Source organism: Cytobacillus sp. FSL W7-1323 (assembly GCF_038595015.1).
Lineage (GTDB): Bacteria > Bacillota > Bacilli > Bacillales > Cytobacillaceae > Cytobacillus > Cytobacillus kochii.
Genome location: NZ_CP151998.1, coordinates 3464041 through 3485222 on the forward strand (window position 1 = coordinate 3464041; position 21182 = coordinate 3485222).

Annotated in this window: 17 protein-coding genes and 1 other annotated feature; of the genes, 11 read left to right on the forward strand and 6 right to left on the reverse strand. The window is 36.9% G+C overall.

Features of this window, described 5'->3' with window-relative positions:
- The first annotated feature begins 158 nt into the window (after positions 1-158).
- The 6 genes from MKX67_RS17420 (at position 159) to MKX67_RS17445 (ending at position 7386) form a co-directional block, all read left to right on the forward strand.
- On the forward strand, positions 159-1547 hold the full coding sequence (locus tag MKX67_RS17420) for a sigma 54-interacting transcriptional regulator (protein WP_095372254.1): 1389 nt from the start codon (positions 159-161) through the stop codon (positions 1545-1547).
- 288 nt (positions 1548-1835) lie between these two features.
- Positions 1836-3362: a phytoene desaturase family protein gene (gene crtI, locus MKX67_RS17425; protein WP_307316794.1), complete on the forward strand. Its 1527-nt coding sequence runs from the start codon at positions 1836-1838 to the stop codon at positions 3360-3362.
- A gap of 12 nt (positions 3363-3374) precedes the next feature.
- Positions 3375-4238, forward strand: coding sequence for a phytoene/squalene synthase family protein (locus MKX67_RS17430; protein WP_307316792.1), 864 nt, complete (start codon positions 3375-3377; stop codon positions 4236-4238).
- A gap of 12 nt (positions 4239-4250) precedes the next feature.
- On the forward strand, positions 4251-5741 hold the full coding sequence (gene crtI, locus MKX67_RS17435) for a phytoene desaturase family protein (RefSeq protein ID WP_307316789.1): 1491 nt from the start codon (positions 4251-4253) through the stop codon (positions 5739-5741).
- A 5-nt stretch (positions 5742-5746) separates the two neighbouring features.
- Entirely contained in the window at positions 5747-6880 is a 1134-nt protein-coding gene (locus MKX67_RS17440; protein ID WP_095372250.1) for a glycosyltransferase family 2 protein, read from the forward strand.
- The gene (locus MKX67_RS17445) at positions 6877-7386 is read left to right on the forward strand and encodes a glycosyl-4,4'-diaponeurosporenoate acyltransferase (RefSeq protein WP_095372249.1); all 510 of its coding nucleotides are present in this window, start codon (positions 6877-6879) and stop codon (positions 7384-7386) included. The genes MKX67_RS17440 and MKX67_RS17445 overlap by 4 nt, the downstream gene beginning before the upstream one ends.
- Before the next feature lie 45 nt (positions 7387-7431).
- On the opposite strand, the gene tyrS is transcribed toward MKX67_RS17445, so the two are convergent.
- Positions 7432-8682, reverse strand: coding sequence for a tyrosine--tRNA ligase (tyrS, locus tag MKX67_RS17450; protein WP_095372248.1), 1251 nt, complete (start codon positions 8680-8682; stop codon positions 7432-7434).
- A gap of 65 nt (positions 8683-8747) precedes the next feature.
- Positions 8748-8971: a binding site (T-box leader), on the reverse strand.
- A 179-nt stretch (positions 8972-9150) separates the two neighbouring features.
- Between tyrS and MKX67_RS17455 the strand changes: the two genes are divergently transcribed.
- Together MKX67_RS17455 and tlp are read left to right on the forward strand one after the other, a co-directional pair.
- The gene (locus MKX67_RS17455) at positions 9151-12069 is read left to right on the forward strand and encodes a transglycosylase domain-containing protein (RefSeq protein WP_307316783.1); all 2919 of its coding nucleotides are present in this window, start codon (positions 9151-9153) and stop codon (positions 12067-12069) included.
- Between the two features lie 781 nt (positions 12070-12850).
- On the forward strand, positions 12851-13096 hold the full coding sequence (tlp, locus tag MKX67_RS17460; RefSeq protein ID WP_307316780.1) for a small acid-soluble spore protein Tlp: 246 nt from the start codon (positions 12851-12853) through the stop codon (positions 13094-13096).
- A 409-nt stretch (positions 13097-13505) separates the two neighbouring features.
- Here tlp and acsA read toward each other — a convergent pair whose 3' ends face one another.
- Positions 13506-15224, reverse strand: coding sequence for an acetate--CoA ligase (acsA, locus tag MKX67_RS17465; protein WP_095372244.1), 1719 nt, complete (start codon positions 15222-15224; stop codon positions 13506-13508).
- 841 nt (positions 15225-16065) lie between these two features.
- On the opposite strand from acsA, the gene MKX67_RS17470 reads away from it, so the two are divergent.
- From MKX67_RS17470 to MKX67_RS17480, 3 genes are read left to right on the forward strand one after another with little or no spacing between them, the layout of a single operon-like run.
- Positions 16066-16698: a GNAT family N-acetyltransferase gene (locus MKX67_RS17470; protein WP_095372243.1), complete on the forward strand. Its 633-nt coding sequence runs from the start codon at positions 16066-16068 to the stop codon at positions 16696-16698.
- A gap of 25 nt (positions 16699-16723) precedes the next feature.
- A complete protein-coding gene (locus MKX67_RS17475; protein ID WP_307316775.1) occupies positions 16724-17365 on the forward strand; it encodes an acetoin utilization AcuB family protein in 642 nt (213 codons plus the stop codon).
- Between the two features lie 5 nt (positions 17366-17370).
- The gene (locus MKX67_RS17480) at positions 17371-18528 is read left to right on the forward strand and encodes an acetoin utilization protein AcuC (RefSeq protein ID WP_322910351.1); all 1158 of its coding nucleotides are present in this window, start codon (positions 17371-17373) and stop codon (positions 18526-18528) included.
- Between the two features lie 324 nt (positions 18529-18852).
- Here MKX67_RS17480 and MKX67_RS17485 read toward each other — a convergent pair whose 3' ends face one another.
- The 4 genes from MKX67_RS17485 to MKX67_RS17500 all read right to left on the reverse strand — a co-directional run bounded on the left by MKX67_RS17485 (position 18853) and on the right by MKX67_RS17500 (position 21162).
- Positions 18853-19044: a hypothetical protein gene (locus tag MKX67_RS17485; protein ID WP_342488502.1), complete on the reverse strand. Its 192-nt coding sequence runs from the start codon at positions 19042-19044 to the stop codon at positions 18853-18855.
- A 63-nt stretch (positions 19045-19107) separates the two neighbouring features.
- On the reverse strand, positions 19108-19749 hold the full coding sequence (locus tag MKX67_RS17490) for a hypothetical protein (RefSeq protein ID WP_322910353.1): 642 nt from the start codon (positions 19747-19749) through the stop codon (positions 19108-19110).
- Positions 19750-19860: 111 nt separating this feature from the next.
- Positions 19861-20307: a DUF6376 family protein gene (locus MKX67_RS17495; RefSeq protein WP_307316769.1), complete on the reverse strand. Its 447-nt coding sequence runs from the start codon at positions 20305-20307 to the stop codon at positions 19861-19863.
- Between the two features lie 399 nt (positions 20308-20706).
- A complete protein-coding gene (locus MKX67_RS17500) occupies positions 20707-21162 on the reverse strand; it encodes a DinB family protein (RefSeq protein ID WP_095372239.1) in 456 nt (151 codons plus the stop codon).
- Positions 21163-21182 lie beyond the last annotated feature (20 nt).

Below are 21182 nucleotides of genomic sequence, written 5' to 3' on the forward strand. Positions count from 1 at the left end.
TATGCCAAATTTATAAAACTTATTAAATGAAGAAACTTCTTTATCATTAATGAATTTAATAATTCATTTTTGACTTTTTTAATCAATAAATTAATTATTAATTATATTTTGAATTATTGTATAATTGAAGAGAGGTTTATATGCAAAGGAGTTTTTATATGGAAAATTCATCACTTCATCATTTAATAGAAACAATCGTTCTCACATCCAATAATAATATTACAATTACAAATGGCGTAGGCGAAATCTTATATTTCAATCCAAAACATTGGTCTGTTTATGGTGTAAGGCAAGAAGATTGCTTAGGTAAAACAGTTTATGAATTAGAGGCAAAAGGCGTATTTAACCCTTCAATTACAGCACTAGTAATAAAAAAGAAACAACAAGTAGAACTGATGCAGCAAACGCTAACAGGAAAAATCATTATGACTACCGCCTACCCAATATTTGATAATAACAATCAAATACAATTCGTAGTGAGCTATGCTCAAGATCAAACAGAAATAAATAAACTTCATTTACAATATAAAGAGCTAGAGCGACAAATCCAAAATTATCAGCAGGTCGTAAAAGCACTTAGAGAACAAGAAAATGCCCAATATCGTAACAAAAAAATGGAAGAAATCAAACGAACGATTCATCGGGTAGCCAATACAAACGCAACCGTCTTATTATTAGGTGAATCTGGTGTTGGAAAAAGTATGTGGGCAAGAAAAATCCATCAACTAAGTAAAGAAAAAAAAGAACCATTCATTGAGGTTAACTGCAGTACCATTCCAGAAAGTTTATTCGAAACGGAGTTTTTTGGCTATGAACCAGGGAGCTTCACTGGGGCCCATAAGCATGGAAAAAAAGGGTTAATTGAACAAGCACATCATGGCACATTATTTTTAGATGAGATTGGAGAATTGTCGTTATCCTTACAGGTCAAATTATTAAAAGTACTTGTAGAAAAGAAGTTTAAAAGAGTTGGCAGTAATACAGAGCGAACGAGTCACTTCAGACTGATTACAGCCACGAATCGCCCATTAGAGGAAATGGTCAATAAAGGTGATTTCCGCCTTGACCTTTATTATCGTATCAATGTAATTCCCATTGAAATTCCCCCTTTAAAAAAACGGAAAGAAGACATCATCTTTTTAGTAAGTCATTATCTGTCCATCATGAACAATAAATATCATATGGAGAAAGAGATTCATAATGAGACTTACGAATACTTAACAGAGTATCATTGGCCAGGAAATGTGCGCGAGCTTGAGAATTTAATAGAAAGACTTGTCTTAACAGTTGATTCTGTCATTATTTACCCAAGTCACCTACCCCAAGCACTCTTTAAGAACAAGCAAATCGAACCAGACCTTATTGACTTACCACTACAAAAGAATAATGAAAGCTTAAAAGAGAGAATAGAAAGAATTGAAAAACATATTCTCTTACATACGTATAAACAATATCCCTCAAGCTATAAAGTAGCTGAATTACTAGGAATTAGCCAAGCATCTGCTGCTAGGAAGCTAAAGAAATATCGCGCAAATAGAGAGCTATAGCTTCTATTTGCTTTTTTACTATACAAAACAGGTCCACTCAATTTCTTCTACTATTTTTTTATTCAGCAACATATATAGATAAAGAGATAAATATTAAAAATGATATGAGATAAAAGGGAAAAAATCTTAGAATAAATAAATTTTTAAAAAAAGGTTTGAAATAAGACTATTAAGGATATTTATCTATTGTAAAAGGAAAGGTTTTTTTTTAACTTAAGTGACATATGTGTCACTTAAATTCTAGACTTTCTCCTTTTCATTAGGTACAGAAAAAAAAGGAGCGAAGCAATGGAAAAGACAAAAAGTGTTGTAGTCATCGGAGCAGGTGTTGCAGGATTAGCTAGTGCGATACGATTACAAAAAGCAGGCTATGATGTAGAAATTTATGAAAGAGATAGTAATCCTGGAGGTAAAATGAATCGTATCGAAAAAGATGGCTTCACATTTGACCTCGGGCCGACTATCGTGATGATGCCCGAACTATACAGAGAGATATTTGAACTTGCCGGAAGAGATCCTAATGATTATATTCCTATGCAAAAACTCGATCCGATGTACGCTGTTTTCTTCAGTGAACAGTCTCAAGATCATTATGAAATATCCTCAAACTTAGTTGAATTAATGAAAACACTTGAAGATATTGATGAGAAAGATGCCCAAGGATTCCTCACCTATTTAGAAAAAATATACAAACGGTTTTTAGTTGCCAAAGAACACTTTCTACAAAAACCTTTTAGGAATGGAAAAGATTTTTACAACCCCAAAGTATTGAGGCAAGCTCTCAAATTAAGAACATTAGATAGTGCAGATTCATTTATTGGAAAGTACATCAAAAATGACAAAATAAAAAGTATGCTGAGCTTCCAAACATTATATATTGGGGTTTCTCCTTATACTGGACCATCTTTATATACGATTATCCCAATGATTGAAATACTTTATGGGGTCTGGTTTATAAAAGGTGGAATGCATACGATGGCAAAATCAATGGAAAAACTTTTCTTAGAACTAGGAGGTAAAATTAATTACAACTGCGACGTGCAACAGATCTTAATAAAAAATGGCAAAGCATATGGTATACAGGCAAACAACCAAGTTGTCCATTCTGATTATGTTATGTGCAACGCAGACTTTCCTCATGCCATGAAACACCTCATTCAAGATCAGCGCACTAAAGGAAAGAAATATACAGATAAAAAGATTGATCAAATGAAATATTCATGTTCCTGCTTTCTCATGTATATAGGGTTGGATAAAAAAGTGGAGCAACTAGACACTGTCCATAATTTTTATATTAGTCAATCTTTAAAGAGAAACATTGACGATATATTCGAAGGTAATCAATTAAATGACCCCTCTTTTTATGTTTATATCGGCTCAAAACTTGATGAAACAATGGCACCTAAAGATAAAGATGGTCTCTATATACTTGTTCCTGTTTCTGAGCTCTCTACAGCTAAGGATGAATGGACGCATGAAACCTCGCAACACTACCGCGAGCAAGTCATGAAAAAATTATCAACCATGCCTGGATTCGAAGATATTGAAGAACACATTATTTCTGAAACACATATCACTCCAATGGATTTCAAACATCGATTTAACGCTTATAATGGAGCGTGTTTTGGATTAAGACCAAATTTGACCCAAAGCAATCACTTACGCCCGCAAAGTAAAGCTACTTATTGTGAAAATCTTTACTTTACCGGTAGTAGTACACATCCTGGCGCAGGCGTACCGATTGTATTATTATCAGCAAAAATTGCCTCAGAGGAGCTTATATTAGATGACGAGAAAGCATACGAGAAAATTTAAGGGGGGCATGTAATGAATCAGCAGCTATTAGCCGATTATTATTATTGTGAAAAAATCATTCAAAACTATTCAAATAGTTTTTACTATACCTTTTCTCATCTACCGAAGGAAAAAGCGAATGCAGTGTATGCCATTTATGCTTTTTGTAGAATGGCAGATAATGCAGTCGACCTTCATGACAGTACGGCGGAAAAAGTTAACCGTCTGGAGCAACTACACGATGAACTTGTCCTGTTTCAACATAATAAGGAGCTAGATTTACCTTTATGGAGAGCATTACGAGATGTATTTAACCGCTATGAAATGAATATTCAACCTTTTTTTGAACAATTAGAAGGACAAGCAATGGATATTTCCTTCAAAGCCCCTCGTACAATAGATGAGTTGTTGAAGTATAGTTATCATGTAGCCGGAACTGTCGGCCTTATGCTGCTACCTATTATCGCTAAGACGCATTACCAACAACTAAGACCAATAGCTATTAAATTAGGAAATGCTATGCAATTAACAAATATTTTACGAGACATTGGTGAAGATTATCGCAATCATCAACGTATATATATCCCAGAAAATTTGCTAGTAAAATATCAATATTCAACTGGAGAACTTTCAAGAGGTGTGATTAACCCTTCATTTATTTCAATATGGGAGGAACTTGCCCAAAAGGCTGAAAGCGAATATGACAGCTTTGAAACGAGCTATCATCTATTTGATCGTGACTCTCAATTCCAAGTATTATCCGCTGCAAGAGTTTATAGAAGCTACTTAGCACAAATTAGAAACAAACAATATAACTGTTTTAAAGAAAAGCATGCGATGATCTATGATGATGTGGCGGATATATTAAATAATACAAGAATGGATTTAGCTAATTAAGGGGGATAATTAATGAAGCGAACAGCCATTGTCATCGGCGGTGGACTCGGCGGACTGTCCACTAGTATTTCCTTAGCACAGAGCGGTTTTCAAGTTTCATTATATGAAAAAAATGCTCACCTCGGTGGAAAATTAAATAGGCTTGAGCAAGATGGGTTTGGTTTTGATCTTGGACCAAGTATTTTAACCATGCCGCATATTTTTGAAAGATTGTTTAACGGCAGTGGCAAACAGATGTCTGAATATATTCCAATAAAGGAAGTAGCACACCAATGGCGTGCTTTCTTTCCAGATGGAAAAATGCTTGATCTCTTCTCAAATTTAGAACAAATGCTCACTGAAAATGATGATTTAACATCCAAGGATATAGAAGAATATGAGCAGTTCCTTCATTATTGTAAAGGGTTATATGAAATGACTAATGAAGGTTACTATAAGCATGGGCTTGATTCAACATTAGAAGTAATCAAACATCACGGAATCATCCGCTCACTTAGAGGGTTTGATTTATTTTCCACAATGTATGATGCCATCGAGCATCATATTAGTCATCATCATCTCAAGAGAATGCTCTCTTATTTTATCAAATATGTTGGCTCTTCACCTTATGATGCACCAGCTATACTTAATATGATGATTTATATGCAGCATAAGCAAGGGGTATGGTATGTGCCTGGTGGTATGCACAAAATTGCAGAAGGTTTAACAAAACTTGCTCAAGAAATTGGTGTTCATATTTACCACGGTCAAGAGGTAACAAAATTATCTACTAGCAAAAATAAAGTCACAGAAGCCATTCTAGCAGATGGTACCACCCTAAAGGCTGATTATTATATTTCCAATATGGAAGTCATTCCAACCTATCAATTTTTATTGAATGAAAACATAGGCTACATTAATAAACTTGAAAAAAAGTTTGAGCCCTCTAGCTCAGGTTTAGTGATTCATCTTGGTGTTAAAAATCAATACCCACAATTACGTCATCATAATTTCTTTTTCTCAAGAGATTTAAAGACGCAGATGAATAAAATATTTCATAAAAAACAACTACCAGATGATCCAACGATCTATTTAGTCAATGTCAATAAAACAGACCCAAGTCAGGCTCCAGTTGGCCATGAAAATCTTAAAGTGCTGCCACATATCCCGTATATCCAAGATCAGCCCTTCACAAAAGAGGATTATTTGCACTTAAGGACGACTGTACTCATTAAATTAGAAGAAATGGGATTGACTAATTTACGCCAATCCATTGTTACAGAGGATTTTTGGACGCCTGAAGATATCAAAGAAAAATACAACTCTCATCGTGGTTCTATCTATGGAACCGTTTCTGATAAGAGCAAAAACAAAGGCTTTAAACACCCTAAACAAAGTGAAAAGTATAAGAATTTATTTTTCACAGGCGGAACCGTAAACCCAGGTGGCGGTATGCCGATGGTCACACTTAGCGGTATGCAAGTGCGTGATAAAATAATGACTGCTGAAAAAGAAAGGGCGTAACATTCATGGTTCTGACCGGTATTCTCACCGTACTTGTCTTGTTCATTATATTTGGCCTCCTTTCTGGGAAGCTAATGTTATGGGAAATTCCCACTGCTGAAAAAAAAAGTACAAAACTGGTTTCACCACTTATAGAACAGGTATCTATCATTATACCCGCACGAAATGAAGCGAAACGATTGCCGAACTTACTCACTTCATTACAGCAACAAATTATGCAGCCAAGAGAAATTATTGTCATCGATGATGGTTCGGTAGATAGCACAGCTTCTATTGCTATGCATTACGGTGCAAAGGTTTTAAATACCAACACATTAAGAGAAAATTGGAAAGGAAAGTCAGCGGCCTGCTGGCTTGGCGCGAACGAAGCGAATGGTGATTTCTTATTATTCCTTGATGCTGATACATTCTTTGAACATCCTGATAGCTTGCAGAATTTAATGCAAACATATGAACGATACGGAAAAACCGGTATTCTCTCTGTACAGCCTTTTCATCGTATTAAAAAATCCTATGAAAACTTATCCTTACTATTTAATATGATTGTTTTTGCAGGCATGAATGTCTTTACCATTTTTCGTCAAAAAATACCACCTGCAGGTGCATTCGGTCCGTGTATCTTATGTAATACACATGAATATCTACAGACAGGCGGGCATCAAAAAGTCGGGGAAGCGATTATGGATGATCTTGTGTTAGGAGGAATTTTTAGTAAAGAGGGATTCCCAGTCCATTGTATTAGCGGTAAAGACCTTATCAGCTTTCGTATGTACCCAGAGGGGATCAAAGGTTTGATTGAAGGTTGGACTAAAAGCTTTGCTACAGCTTCAAAGGCTACTCATTCTTTTATTACCATACTAATAAGTTTATGGATTGCCGGTGCCTTTTCTTCCGTTGCATTCATCTTATTGTCACTATGGCAAAGCAGTCTTAGCTTATTACTTATTTCATTAGGATTTTATCTTCTTTACATCTATCATCTTATTTTGCAGTCTCAAAAAATCGGTCGTTTTCATATAGCGAGTATTGTCCTTTATCCATTTTTATTTTGTTTCTTTACACTAACATTTGTATATTCTCTTTATTTAACGCGAATTAAAAAAAGGGTGAACTGGCGTGGTAGGAAGGTAAAAGTATGAATATTTTTCCGATTTTCACCCTTACACCACTCGCTCTTTTGACAGTTAATATTCTTGCATGGGGTTTCATTCACATCAGTTTATCTCTTTTACTAGCTTCTCTACCACTCCGTTGGTTTAAAAATGATTCTCATCTTTATCAATCAAAAAAATGGGAGAAAAACGGAGAGCTTTGGCAATGGCTGGTTAAGGTAAGACAGTGGAAACATAAAATTCCAGATGGTAAGCATATTATTTCTAAAGGATACGAAAAACAAAACTTACAGGGTGTTTCTCTGTCAGACCTTGAAGTTTTCTTATATGAATCTAGAAGAGCAGAGCTCACCCACTGGCTATCCATACCACCTGCATGTTTATTTTTCATTTGGAACCCCATTTGGGCAGGTTGGGTAATGATTGCCTATGCATTAATATTTAATTTACCTATTATTATCGTACAACGCTATAATCGGCCACGCTTAATACGCTTAATAGCATTAAAAAAATGCAGAAAAACTGTTTACTAAAGATAAGTAGCCTATCTCTAATTTTTAGAAATAGGCTACTTCATTTTAATATTGAATTAATGTATATTTCTTCTTCCCGCGACGAATAACTGTAAATTGACCCTCTATTTTATCTTGCTCACTCAACTGATAATCAACCTGTTGCATACGATCACCGTTAATGTAGATTGCACCGTTCGTTACGTCTTCTCTCGCTTGTCTTTTAGAAGGCGAAATTTTAGCCTCTACAAGTAAGTCAACAATATTGCCCTCTCCAGTATGTTGATAAGAAGGAACATCCTTAAACCCTTCCTTTACTTCCGCAGCGGTTAACTCTTTAATTTGTCCACTGAATAAGGCTTCAGTAATTTTCAGCGCTTGGTTCAATGCTGCTTCACCATGTATTTGTCTCGTCATTTCTTCTGCTAATGCCTTTTGTGCTTTACGTAAATGAGGCTCTTCTTGGACAGCTACTTCCAAAGCTTCGATGTCTTCACGTGATAGGAATGTGAAGTATTTCAAGTATTTAATGACATCTGCATCTGCTGTATTAATCCAGAACTGATAAAACTCATAAGGTGATGTTTTTTCGGCATCTAACCAAATGGCTCCACCTTCTGTTTTTCCAAACTTCGTACCGTCAGCTTTTGTCACAAGCGGAATGGTCATACCGTATGCTTTTGCACCTTCTCCAACCATTTTACGGATAAGCTCAAGCCCAGTTGTAATATTACCCCACTGATCACTGCCGCCAATTTGAATTTTACATTGATGATTTTCATAAAGATGCTTAAAGTCCATCCCTTGTAAAATCGTATAAGTGAATTCCGTAAAAGAAATACCTGATTCTAATCTTTTAGCAATCGTATCTTTAGCTAACATATAGTTAACCCCAATATGTTTACCGTAATCCCTGAGGAAAGTGACAATATTCATACTCGATGTCCAGTCGTAATTATTGACTAATGTCGCTCCATTATCTCCTTCAAAATCAAAAATACGTTCTAATTGCTGTGATAAAGAAGCAACATTTTCTTGTACTTTCTCAATCGTTTGTAGTGTTCTTTCTTCTGTCGCCTTTGGATCACCAATTAACCCAGTTGCCCCCCCTACTAACACAATCGGACGATGCCCAGCATTTTGAAACCTTCTCAATGTTAAGAAGGGTAATAAATGACCAATATGCATACTATCACCAGTCGGATCCATCCCACAATATAAGGAAATCTTTTCTTTTTCTAAAAGATCCTTCATCCCCTCTTCATCTGTTTGTTGATAAATAATGCCTCTCCACTGTAAATCTTCTAATAAATTCATCCACTTTTCCTCCTTTATTTCATAAAAGATAAATTTTTATCCAAAAAAAATACGCCCCTGCTCATTGCAGGGACGCATTTCTTTGCGCGGTACCACCCAGTTTGAGAACACTATTATTCTCCACTCTTCACTGATAACGGAAATACCGTTTACTACTACTAGATATATTCATTCGCAGTAAAAGCTCCGGGAGGTATTTCGCACTTCTATTTGTATCGACTCACAGCAAACCGTCGACTTTCTGAAAACAGGGATAGAATGACTACTTATGACCCATCAACGCTAATATTAAATTGAATCGTAATAATGCATTTTTATCATAAAAGAATAACCAATGTCAATATGACGTTTTTTTAACTTTTTTTCATCCCAATAGGAAAAATATGAATTTTGTACTTTATGACGAACCTTGTCATATTACCTGTTAGGTTATGCTATAATGTATTTGATTTTAGGAGGGATGAACGAATGAATGAGACCTTCAGCAAGATAAAAGAAAAAGCAAAAGCCGCGTTCGGTTTTTTAACTCATAATAAAACCAAAAAAGGCGCACGTATTACATATCAAGTTATATGGAACTTATTATTAATACTTGCAATTACCGTTATCTTAGGTGGGGCATTTGCAGGTGCCACAGGTATTGGCTATTTTGCTTCTCTTGTTAAAGATGAACCCCTTCGTTCTTATGAAAATATGCAAAAAGATATCTATAATTATGAGGAAACCTCAAAATTATATTTCGCTGGTGATGTATATTTAGGAAATGTAAGAACGGACCTTGAAAGAGAAGAAGTGAAGCTAGAAAATGTTTCACCATATTTGAGAGATGCTGTTATTGCCACAGAGGATGAGTACTTTTATGAGCACGAAGGTGTAGTGCCAAAAGCTATCCTACGTGCACTGTTTCAAGAAGTAACTAACGCCTCTACTCAATCTGGAGGAAGTACATTAACTCAGCAACTGATAAAAAACCAGATCTTAACAAACGAAGTTTCTTTTGATCGAAAAGCAAAAGAAATCTTACTCGCATTAAGGTTAGAGAATTATTTTGATAAAGAGGAGATTCTTGAAGCTTATTTAAATGTCTCTACTTTTGGCCGAAATGCGGAAGGTAGAAATATCGCTGGCGTTCAGGCTGCTGCTCAAGGTTTATTTGGTGTTGATGCTAAAGATGTATCTATTCCGCAAGCAGCTTTTATTGCTGGTATGCCTCAGTCACCTTTTGGTTATACACCATTCCAACAAGGTGGTGGCTTAAAGGATGAAGAGTCTCTACAACCAGGCATTGATCGTATGAAAGTCGTACTTAAGAGAATGTACGATGATGAAAGGATTACTGAAAAAGAATATAAAGAAGCTAGTGAGTATGATATTGTTGCTGACTTTAGAAAACCGAAAAATGATGATGCAATTGAAAAATACCCTTATTTAACTTATGAAATTCAAGACCGCGCCAAGGAGCTTTTAGCATCCATCTTAGCAGAACAAGATGGCTATGAAGAAGCTGATTTAACTGGTGACCTTAAAAACGAATATCTTATTTTAGCTGATCGAGCATTAAGACAGAATGGTTATCATGTTCACTCAACTATTGATAAAGATATTTATGAAGCTTGGCAAAAAGTTGTTAAAGATTATCCTAACTACGGCCCAGCCAAAAGTGCAACCTATGTAATCGATGGTGAAGAAAAAGAAGTAATGGAACCAGTGGAGGTTGGTGGACAACTTATTGAAAACAGTACAGGGAAAATTCTGAGCTTTGTTGGTGGTCGTGGCAAGGGTGTATCCTTAAATGAAGACCTTAACCATGCAACCGATACGTTAAGACCAAACGGCTCAACCATGAAACCATTACTTGTTTATGGTCCTGCATTCGAACTTGGTGCAGCACAACCAGGAAGTATTCTTCCCGATGTGCCACTGCGCTTAAATCCAGGTTCAAGTGACTATTGGCCAAAAAACTATTCTTTTACCTACCATGGTTTAGTTTCAGCAAGGTATGCCGTTGAACAATCTTATAACGTCCCAGCGGTTAAACTTTATACCGATATTTTGAGCCAAAATCCGGCACAATATCTTGAAAAGATGGGTATAACCACATTAACCGCAGAAGATAAAACGAATAGATCAGCTGCATTAGGTTCATTAACAAATGGTGTTTCCGTTGAGGAAAATACGAATGCATTTACTACATTTGCTAATAACGGTAAATTCGTAGATGCTTATATGATTGATAAGATTACTGATAAAGAAGGCAATGTCATCTACGAGCATGAAACGAAGGAAGTAGAAGTCTTTACTCCGCAAACAGCTTACTTAACAATAGATGTGATGCGTGGGGTTATTAATAGTGGGACAGCCACTGCTGTTAAAAACCGTTTAAAATTTAGTGCCGATTGGGCAGGAAAAACAGGGACAGGTAATAACTTTGAAGATGCATGGTTCGTCGCGTCTAACCCAAATGTAACCGCTGGTCTATGGAGTGGCTACGATACGCCTAAGTCTCTAAAAGCAAGTGGTAGTTTATCTTATAGCGCACGTAATAATTACTTATGGGCTGATTTGATGAACGCTGCTTATGATGTAAATCCTGAACTCATGAAGCCAGATAAAACCTTTAAACGACCTGATGGTATAGTCAGTCGCTCATTCTGTGCAATTAGTGGTTTAATCCCTTCTCAAGCTTGCTCTGAAGCAGGACTTGTTGATACTGACATCTTTAATGCAAAATATGTTCCGTCTAAATCAGATGATAGTCTTGGAACAGGTAGAATTGTCTATATAGGGGATAAAAAGTATTTGGCACTTGAATCCACACCAGCGGAATTTTCTGAGCCTGGTATGGTCATAGATGCCGATTATATTGAAAAACTATTTGGCATTAGAGCGAACCCAAGTGATTTATTGCCGAAAAGGGATAAATGGGCTAAAGTACTCGTTGCAGCCGATAAAATGAGTGAAAATGGCAAAAAGCCAGCTGCACCAAATGCTAAAGCATCAGGTAACTCCATCACTTGGGGGCAACATCCTGAAAATGACGTCATTGGTTATCGTGTATATAAAGACGGTAAAAAAGTAGCCAGTATAAAAGCCGGTGACTCCTTAGGCTATAAAGGTGGCAATGGTGAGTACCATGTTACAGCAGTTGATATTGCCGGTAATGAATCTTCACCTTCAAGCAAAGTCCAAGTTGGCAAAGTGAAGGAAGAAGAGAAGCCAAAACAAGAGGACAAAGTAAAAGAAAACGAGCCTAAAGAGGAACAAACAGATAAGGAAACAGAAACGGATAGCAAACCAGAAGAAAAACCGGAAGAGGAAAAGCCTCAAGGTGAAACAGAAAATCCTCCTGCGGAAGAAGATCAACCGGATACGAGTGATGAAGAATAGAATGAATCTGGCCATTTCATTTTCAACTCAAATCAAAAGAGATGTCATTCGCACAAAATTAAACACCTGGTGTAAATTCCGTTTGATTAGAATTAATTGGCGATAGTCTAAAATCAAAGCTGAAGAATACGAAAAGAGACAGATAATCGGGCATGTAAGAAAGAGTTTTTTTATAGAAAAAAACACAATGACATTTGTTACTACCCTAAAATAACTAAACAAAGTAAATCATTCTTGAAGTGGTACTATTAAAGTTTACCAGTTGATTAATGTCCCCTTAAAGTAGATATTCAAAAAAGCCTTCATCTTACCATGAAGGAAGAATGCTACTTGGAGGGGATTTTTTTATTGCAAAGAAAGGATAAAGTTTTAATAGATATTCATAGGAGAGTTTTCACATAACACCGGGTAAAGGATATATGAATAGATGAATTAGGGATTCGTCACTGCAGCCATCAAAAATGTGTGTTATGAAATGGAAAGAGTGAGTATCTTTTGATGTACGGAAGGATTCTCAATATCTTTTAAGAGGAGTGTAATAGCAATTAAGTAGAGTTTTTCTTCTTCATATCAATTAAAAATCAAACTACATTACATCTAATCTTTTCTAAAAAAATTTCCACTTATTCAATTTTTTGTATAAAATATTTAACGAAAATAGTCTAGAAAACGGGCACCATAAATCAATTTATGATCCATTATATAGCGAAAAAAACTTAGTAAGAATATTTCCGAAGTGTTAGGAGAAAATACTGAAAGAATTAATCTTAGGAGGGATAATATGACGAATGCCAAACCAGACAACCGTTCAGATAATGTGAGAAAAATTCAAAATAACATTGACAATACACTTCAGAATATTAATGAAGCTGAGGACTACACTAAAGCTCACTCAGAAGAGTTGAGTGCCCAAGAAAAAAATGAAATATTGGATAAAAATGAAAGACGGAGAAAAAGTATCGACGGTTTACGCTCAGAAATTAAAGATGAAGCTTCGCATAATGAATATAATAATGATTTAAATTAATTTCTAAATATGTACTAAATAAAATTGTGAAGCAATTGACTGCCGACCTTGAAAATAACATAAATTTTAAGCGGCCATTGCTCTATATTCTATAGGGCTGTGGCCATTTTGTTTTGCATTCTATTGTGGTTATAAAAAAGAGGTTAGATTAATTTATCAAATATTTACGTATATGTAAATAATAATTCCCACTTTAAACATCTATTAAAACAAGGAGAACATTCATTATAGCTATTAACCACCCTTTTATGTGTAGATAGCATAAAATGTTGCTTTCCTAAAAAACTTTCCTCAAATACTAAAAAACGAGTCAATAAGAGAGGAATCCCCTATCATTGACCCGCAATTTCAAAAAACCCAAAAATCTTTCTCACTACTCTATCTATATGACTTGTGTGTGGTTGTTAGATCAGTCTTCCATTGTAGATAAGTCGCCCGTAGGTAAATCTAATTCCCAAGCCTTTAATACACGGCGCATGATTTTACCACTACGTGTTTTTGGCAGTTTGTCGCGGAATTCGATTTCACGAGGTGCAGCGTGTGCAGCTAACCCCTTTTTAACGAATTGACGAATATCTTCTTTCAGTTCATCTGTTGCTTCATAACCATCGATTAGCGCAATAAAGGCTTTTATAATCTCGCCACGAACCGGGTCCGGTTTTCCTATGACACCAGCTTCAGCAACAGCTGGATGTTCGATGAGCTTACTTTCTACCTCAAATGGTCCTACCCGTTCGCCGGACGTCATAATTACATCATCGACTCTCCCTTGGAACCAAAAATATCCATCTTCATCCATATAAGCGGAATCACCTGAAACATACCAGTCACCTGGCATAAAGTAAGAATCATATTTCTCTTTATTATTCCAAATGGTGTGCATCATAGATGGCCACCCTTTTTTTATGGCCAGATTACCCATGCGATTTGGTGGTAGTTCATTCCCTTGGTCATCGACAATGGCTGCTTTTACCCCTGGAATTGGTTTACCCATGGAGCCAGGTTTAATTTCTAGGCTTGGGTAGTTACAAATGAGTTGAGCACCCGTTTCAGTCATCCACCACGTATCATGAATACGCTTATTGAATACTTTCACTCCCCATCTCACCACTTCAGGATTCAATGGTTCACCTACACTTAACACATGTCGTAGAGTGCTTAAGTTGAATTTCTTCACTACTTCATCCCCAGCGCCCATTAACATACGAAAAGCTGTTGGTGCACTATACCAAACCGTAACACCATAATCTTCAATCGCCTGATACCATGTTTCTGGGCTAAATCTGCCTCCGACAATAAGGTTTGATGTTCCTGTCAACCAAGGTCCGAAAATACCATAAGAAGTTCCTGTTACCCAACCTGGGTCAGCCGTGCACCAATAAACATCATCTTCTTTTAAGTCCAATACCCATTTCGCCGTTTGATAATGTTGAATCATCGCATTGTGAACGTGCAGCACACCTTTTGGTTTACCAGTGGAACCAGAAGTATAATGTAAAATTAGACCGTCTGTCGGTTCTACCCATTCAATTTCTAATTCTTTACTAGCCTTTTGCATATATTTACGGAAATCTAATAATTTTCCATTTTCCTCTACATTCTCACCAACAACAAAAATATGTTTTAAATTTGGTAATTTATCAGCGGGTACACGATCTAATAGTTCAGGAGTCGTAATAAGGACTTTTGCTTCGCTATCCTCTAAACGGTCTGTTACTGCTCCCTCCATAAAGGCTTCAAATAGTGGTCCGACTATGGCACCTAGCTTGATTGCGCCAAGAACTGAGAAGTAAAGTTCTGGTGAACGTCCCATAAAAACAAATACGCGATCACCTTTTTCAACGTCTCCATGTGCTTTTAGTACATTAGCCGCTTGGTTTGAAAAGTCCTTCATCTCTTTAAAGGTATACTTCTCTTTATTCTCACCTTCACGATAATAGAGCGCTACCTTGTTTTTCTTATCACTTTCAGCATGGCGGTCAATTGCTTCGTACGCCAAATTCATTTTCCCTGTTTCGTACCAAGAAAATTGCTTTTTCGCTTCTGTCCAATCAAAACTATTATACGCTTCCTCATAATTTTTCAAATTATGGTTACCTTGTATTGCTGGCAGCGCTTCCAATTTCATGTTCATTTATCCCCCTTTAAACTTGTTTAAACTATTATAATATAAATACTTTTTTTTCACAATTTTTTAAATTATAAGGCAGTAAATTATCTATAAAGACTTATTAAACTGTAAGTTAAGATTGGATAACCATTAAAAGTTGTTACCTTCTGTGTTATTGATATGATTTTTTCCAATCACGGTTAGATGAATAAAGGAGATTCAGGCGTACATCTGAAGGGAAATTGGTAAGGATGTTAAGCTACCAGGGCTCGTACATCTGAACTAAAAAATGGTCTATCCTTCTTCCATTCTTCTTGTCTTGCTATCGTTACATCTTCATTTTTACTAGTAAATACTAAATCTAAAATATACTTAGATTTACTCTCACCTACCAATTGCTATCTGCTCTAGAGATATGCTTATTTGCTTGTGCAGCCACTTTTTTCAAAAATGTCAACAGTTCGATCAGCTAGCTGTTTTTTTATACTTACCTACTGTGAAGTAAGATTTTACATTCTCCATTACTTCATCTAGTGTTGAAGCTACTCTGGGTTTTTAATTTTATACTGATAGCTTTAACAAACGTTCTTACTTCTTTTATTGCTATGATTTTCTTCACGGCTACATTGCCTGTTAAGAGTAATCTAAAAAGGCTGACGTAAATATTATGTTAAATCCTCCCTTTCCATTGATCAAATATAGGGCAATTAAAATAAAAAGGTTTCAATTCCCACTAAAATTTTTATATAATCTACATATTATTTTAAATTGTCATTAAATTGATGTTTTTTATATGAAAGCGCTTCAGTAGTTTATGTATAATAGATAGAAAGATTAATTGTTTTAGGCGGTGAATGAATTGCAACATCTGAAAACGTATAATGCGATGAAACTGAATACGGCAAACGGAGAATTAATCATTGAAGGACCGATATCTGCCGACGTTCTAAAAACCTATGACTTTCATCATGATCTTGTTGCTTTCAGACCTCCAGAGCAACAGAGGAAGGCCTTAATTGAGATTGCTGGTTTACCTGAAGGAAGAATCATTATTGCTAGATTTAGAGATACGATCGTAGGCTATGCGACTTATTTATATCCAGATCCGTTAGAAAGATGGTCAGAAGGGAAAATGAATAATCTCATAGAACTAGGGGCAATAGAAGTGATTCCTGCCTTTCGAGGAACGGGAACTGGAAAAAGTATCTTACGCGTATCGATGATGGATGATGCGATGGAAGATTATATTGTTATTACTACCGAATATTATTGGCATTGGGACTTAAAAGGAACTGGTTTAAACGTATGGGAGTATCGCAAAATCATGGAAAAGATGATGAATGCAGGGGGACTTGTTTGGTTTGCTACCGATGATCCAGAAATCAGCTCCCATCCCGCTAATTGTCTAATGGCCCGGATTGGTAATCGGGTAAGCACAGATTCCATTCAACAGTTCGATAAACTTCGATTTATGAATCGCTTTATGTATTAGTTTTTCTTAAAAAGGGGGATTTTAAATGATTGTTGAAGAAATGATGAAGAAGGAAATCTTTACACTTACAGAAAATCACCTCATTGCTGATGCACTCCAACTCATGCGTGATCAAAAAATCCGCCATTTGCCCATTATCGATGAAGCCAATCACCTGATCGGCTTAGTAACAGATCGAGATATACGGGATGCGACGCCTTCTATACTAGATACAGTTCAATTAAAAGAAGGCCTCTCACAACCAATTAAACGAATTATGAAAACGGACATTATTTCTGGACACCCATTAGACTTTGTAGAGGATATCGCTGCGACCCTTTACGAGCACCGCATCGGTTGTATGCCCATTCTCAACGATAACCAATTAGTCGGCATTGTGACTCAGACAGACCTCCTTCATACTTATGTAGAATTAACAGGTGCCCATCAGCCAGGGTCACAAATCGAAGTAAGAGTGCCTAATCGTACAGGTAAGCTCTTTGAGGTTACCTCCGTATTTCGTAATTTAAAAGCCAATATTCTTAGTGTCCTCGTCTATCCAGATAAAGAGGATAGTAATTATAAAATTATAGTCCTTAGAGTCCAAACAATGAATCCGCTTTCTCTTGTAGACAAATTACGTGAGGAAGGACATTCTGTACTCTGGCCTATAGATCCAAGGAAGTGAACATCATGGACCGTTCTGTTTTTTTATATTCTGATGCATTACTTAACTATCGCTTTAATGCTGAGCACCCTTTTAATCAGCAACGCTTAAAATTAACTTTAGATTTACTACAATCTATCCATGCGATAAAAGACACGCAAATGATTGCACCTAGAATAGCAACAGAAGAAGAATTATTACTCATTCATGATCCAGGTTATGTTCGTGCTGTAAAGTTAGCAGGTAATGATGAGCTTCCCCAAGAGCAGGCAGAGAGTTACGGGCTTGGAACCGAGGATACACCTATTTTCCCTCAAATGCACGAGGCCAGTAGCTTACTTGTTGGAGGCGCATTGACTGCCGCTGATTATGTCATGCAAGGGAAGGCAGAACACGCCCTTCATTTAGGCGGGGGACTTCATCATGGCTTTAGAGGTAAGGCATCTGGATTTTGTATCTATAATGACAGCTCAGTGGCAATCAAATATTTACGAGAAAAGTACAATGCCCGTGTCCTTTATATTGATACGGATGCTCATCATGGTGATGGTGTACAATGGGCGTTTTATGATGACCCAAATGTATGTACATTATCTATCCATGAAACCGGTAGATACTTATTTCCCGGAACAGGGAATATTAACGAAAGAGGTCATAGTCATGGATATGGCTATTCTTTTAATATACCTTTAGACGCTTTTACAGAGGATGATTCGTGGCTACATGCATACGAAACGTCCTTTAAAGAAGTAGCAGCGTTTTTTAAACCAGATATTATTTTCACCCAAAATGGTGCTGATGCGCATTACTTTGATCCGTTAACACATCTTTCGGCAACAATGAGAATATATAAAGAAATACCAAGGCTCGCTCACCAACTCGCTCATCAATATTGTGAAGGAAGATGGATAGCCGTTGGTGGGGGTGGATATGATATCTGGCGGGTAGTTCCGAGAGCTTGGTCACTTATTTGGTTAGAAATGATTGAAAATTCAAGCGGAACAGGACCATTACCTTCTGATTGGATTGAAAAGTGGGAAAAGGAATCTCCATTTAAGTTGCCACAAACTTGGGAAGATTCATCGGATATATATAATCCCATTCCAAGAAAAAATGAAATCACTGAAAAAAACGCTAAAACGGTGGAAAAAGCGCTTTATCCCTTAAGAGGAAAAAATGAATGAAAAATGAAGTAAGGCGCAAAGTTTTGGGACAGAAGTTATTAAGTAATGATAAAGGTTAGGAAACATAACTAACATCACCTATTGATCTATGAGCTAAATTATCAATATAGAAAGCTGAACTATTGTAGCATGTTCCCGATGTGTGAGCTTGTCTAATCATAGTTCGGCCTTTTTAGTTGAGTTGCTGCAAACCTTTTGTCCTAACCTCTTCTCTTTTATGAAGAAGTAGCTAAACATTGTAACAGAGTGTAAGCAGCTTGCTGGGCGCTGACAGTAAGAAACACATATTATGATTCGTATTCTTTTATATTTACTGTTATATTCTTATTTTTCCGGCAGAAAAAAATCCTGCGAAGCATTCAGATCTTGTTTTCCTTTTGAGTAACTTGCTAATCCTTTTTGCGAAGCGCTCAGCTCTGGTTTTGTTCCTGAGTGACTTGCTAATCCCTTTTGCGAAGCGCTCAGCTCTGGTTTTTCTTCTGAGTGACTTGCTAATCCTTTTTGCGAAGCGCTCAACTCTGGTTTCCCTTCTGAGTGACTTGCTAACATCTTTTGCGAAGCGCTCAGCTCTGGTTTTTCTTATGAGTGACTTGCTATTCCCTTTTGCGAAGCGCTCAGCTCTGGTTTTCCTTGTGAGTGACTTGCTAATCCTTTTTGCGAAGCGCTCAACTCTGGTTTTCTTTCTGAGTGACTTGCTAACATCTTTTGCGAAGCGCTCAGTTCTGGTTTCCCTTCTGAGTGACTTGCTAACATCTTTTGCGAAGCGCTCAGCTCTGGTTTCCCTTCTGAGTGACTTGCTAACATCTTTTGCGAAGCGCTCAGCTCTGGTTTTTCTTCTGAGTGACTTGCTATTCCCTTTTGCGAAGCGCTCAACTCTGGTTTTGTTCCTGAGTAATTTGCTATTCCCTTTTGCCAAGCGCTCAACTCTGGTTTTCTTTCTGAGTGACTTGCTATTCCCTTTTGCGAAGCGCTCAGCTCTGGTTTCCCTTCTGAGTGACTTGCTAATCCTTTTTGCGAAGCGCTCAGCTCTGGTTTTTCTTCTGAGTGACTTGCTATTCCCTTTTGCGAAGCGCTCAGCTCTGGTTTTGTTCCTGAGTGACTTGCTATTCCCTTTTGCCAAGCGCCAACTCTGGTTCTCTTTCTGAGTGACTTGCTAACATCTTTTGCGAAGCGCTCAGCTCTGGTTTTCTTTCTGAGTGACTTGCTAACATCTTTTGCCAAGCGCTCAGCTCCGGTTTCCCTTCTGAGTGACTTGCTATTCCCTTTTGCGAAGCGCTCAACTCTGTTTTGTCCCAGTCTCTGCTTGTTTTAACTTAATAGGAACACGGGAGTCTATTCTCCAAGATTCTCAATTTCATTGTAAATAGATGTGATGTCATTAATTGTTTGCATAAATTCTTGGTCCTCGATGAATGCCTCAGATAATGTCCCTTTCTCCAAACCTTCCTCAAGCTTAACTAAATGCGTAGATAATGCTTCATTTTGTTGCACCAACTCAGCATGCAGACTATCAATTAATTCTGGTGCTTCAGTGTTTTCAATTGTATCGATGGCATTTTGTAAATCCTCTACATTTTTTTCCAGTGATGCTGCAACATTCTCATCCGTTATCGCTTGCTCTGCTTGTTCCGGAAATTCGTTGGCAAACTGTGTAATCTCATTCATATAATCTTCCACATCATTTACGTAAGCCAACGTATTTTTTGTATCTTCAATTGGCGAACACGCAGACAAGCTTAACAACATACCAAAAGCTGCAAGGTAAACTTTTGTTTTCATCCCTTATCTACCCTTTCTTTTCTTTAACTGTTCTTTTATGATTGGCACTGCTTTTTTCTTCAAAAACTTCACGCCTTCTTTTTGAATGAGTCTCTTTAGTAATTTTTTCACAGCCATTAGTCTTCACTCCTTCATAAATGAGTTAGTGTTTCTTTTTTAAAAGCACGACAAAAACCCTTACCAAAGAAACTTGGTAAAGGTCTCGCAAACAACGAATGTTGCCAATAAAGCCGAGGGAGAGCCCCTGTATTGACGACTTTACTGTAACTGCTACTCCCCTTTAGACAAAAGGTAGTTGTATATTTAAGTTTCACCAATTATACCATGCCCATATTTAACCTGCAACTGATTGCAACCTTCATCTGAAAGAACAAGTCGATGACAGTAGCCCAATCAAGCTTAGCCTTCCACTCCTTGGGATGCATCCCACTTTCCTTGTAATTTGCGCAACAAGATGATTTGACCCGTATGATACGCCGTATGCAAATAAAGATGACTCAATGCCTCACTGGCATTATTCATCACTAAATCATCCGCTGCTTCTAGGTTTTTTTTCCAATCATTATATAATTGATGAATCCTCTCTCTCGTGTGAGAAAAAGTTACCCCTTCAGCCAACTGAAAAGTATTTTCTTTAGCTTCATCAACTGGCTCTTCTTTGAAGCGATGCAAGTATCTTTCATTATAATAAAGAAGATGTGTCGTGATTTCATGGATACTATGAACGTCTTCGTTCGGTTTCCAATTTGCTTCTTCATCACTCAAGTTTGTTATGCTATTCAGCAAACTAACAAACCACCCATTTTCATGATGTGATGCATTTAATTGCTCGTTTAATACCTCCCTTAATTCCATCACTTTGCCCCCTTTTGCAT

Bases quoted from the DNA above. Each gene is read 5' to 3' on its own strand.
- MKX67_RS17420 (WP_095372254.1), top strand. From the start codon at position 159: ATGGAAAATTCATCACTTCATCATTTAATAGAAACAATCGTTCTCACA.
- crtI (WP_307316794.1), top strand. From the start codon at position 1,836: ATGGAAAAGACAAAAAGTGTTGTAGTCATCGGAGCAGGTGTTGCAGGA.
- MKX67_RS17430 (WP_307316792.1), top strand. From the start codon at position 3,375: ATGAATCAGCAGCTATTAGCCGATTATTATTATTGTGAAAAAATCATT.
- crtI (WP_307316789.1), top strand. From the start codon at position 4,251: ATGAAGCGAACAGCCATTGTCATCGGCGGTGGACTCGGCGGACTGTCC.
- MKX67_RS17440 (WP_095372250.1), top strand. From the start codon at position 5,747: ATGGTTCTGACCGGTATTCTCACCGTACTTGTCTTGTTCATTATATTT.
- MKX67_RS17445 (WP_095372249.1), top strand. From the start codon at position 6,877: ATGAATATTTTTCCGATTTTCACCCTTACACCACTCGCTCTTTTGACA.
- tyrS (WP_095372248.1), bottom strand. From the start codon at position 8,682: ATGAATTTATTAGAAGATTTACAGTGGAGAGGCATTATTTATCAACAA.
- MKX67_RS17455 (WP_307316783.1), top strand. From the start codon at position 9,151: ATGAATGAGACCTTCAGCAAGATAAAAGAAAAAGCAAAAGCCGCGTTC.
- tlp (WP_307316780.1), top strand. From the start codon at position 12,851: ATGACGAATGCCAAACCAGACAACCGTTCAGATAATGTGAGAAAAATT.
- acsA (WP_095372244.1), bottom strand. From the start codon at position 15,224: ATGAAATTGGAAGCGCTGCCAGCAATACAAGGTAACCATAATTTGAAA.
- MKX67_RS17475 (WP_307316775.1), top strand. From the start codon at position 16,724: ATGATTGTTGAAGAAATGATGAAGAAGGAAATCTTTACACTTACAGAA.
- MKX67_RS17480 (WP_322910351.1), top strand. From the start codon at position 17,371: ATGGACCGTTCTGTTTTTTTATATTCTGATGCATTACTTAACTATCGC.
- MKX67_RS17495 (WP_307316769.1), bottom strand. From the start codon at position 20,307: ATGAAAACAAAAGTTTACCTTGCAGCTTTTGGTATGTTGTTAAGCTTG.
- MKX67_RS17500 (WP_095372239.1), bottom strand. From the start codon at position 21,162: ATGGAATTAAGGGAGGTATTAAACGAGCAATTAAATGCATCACATCAT.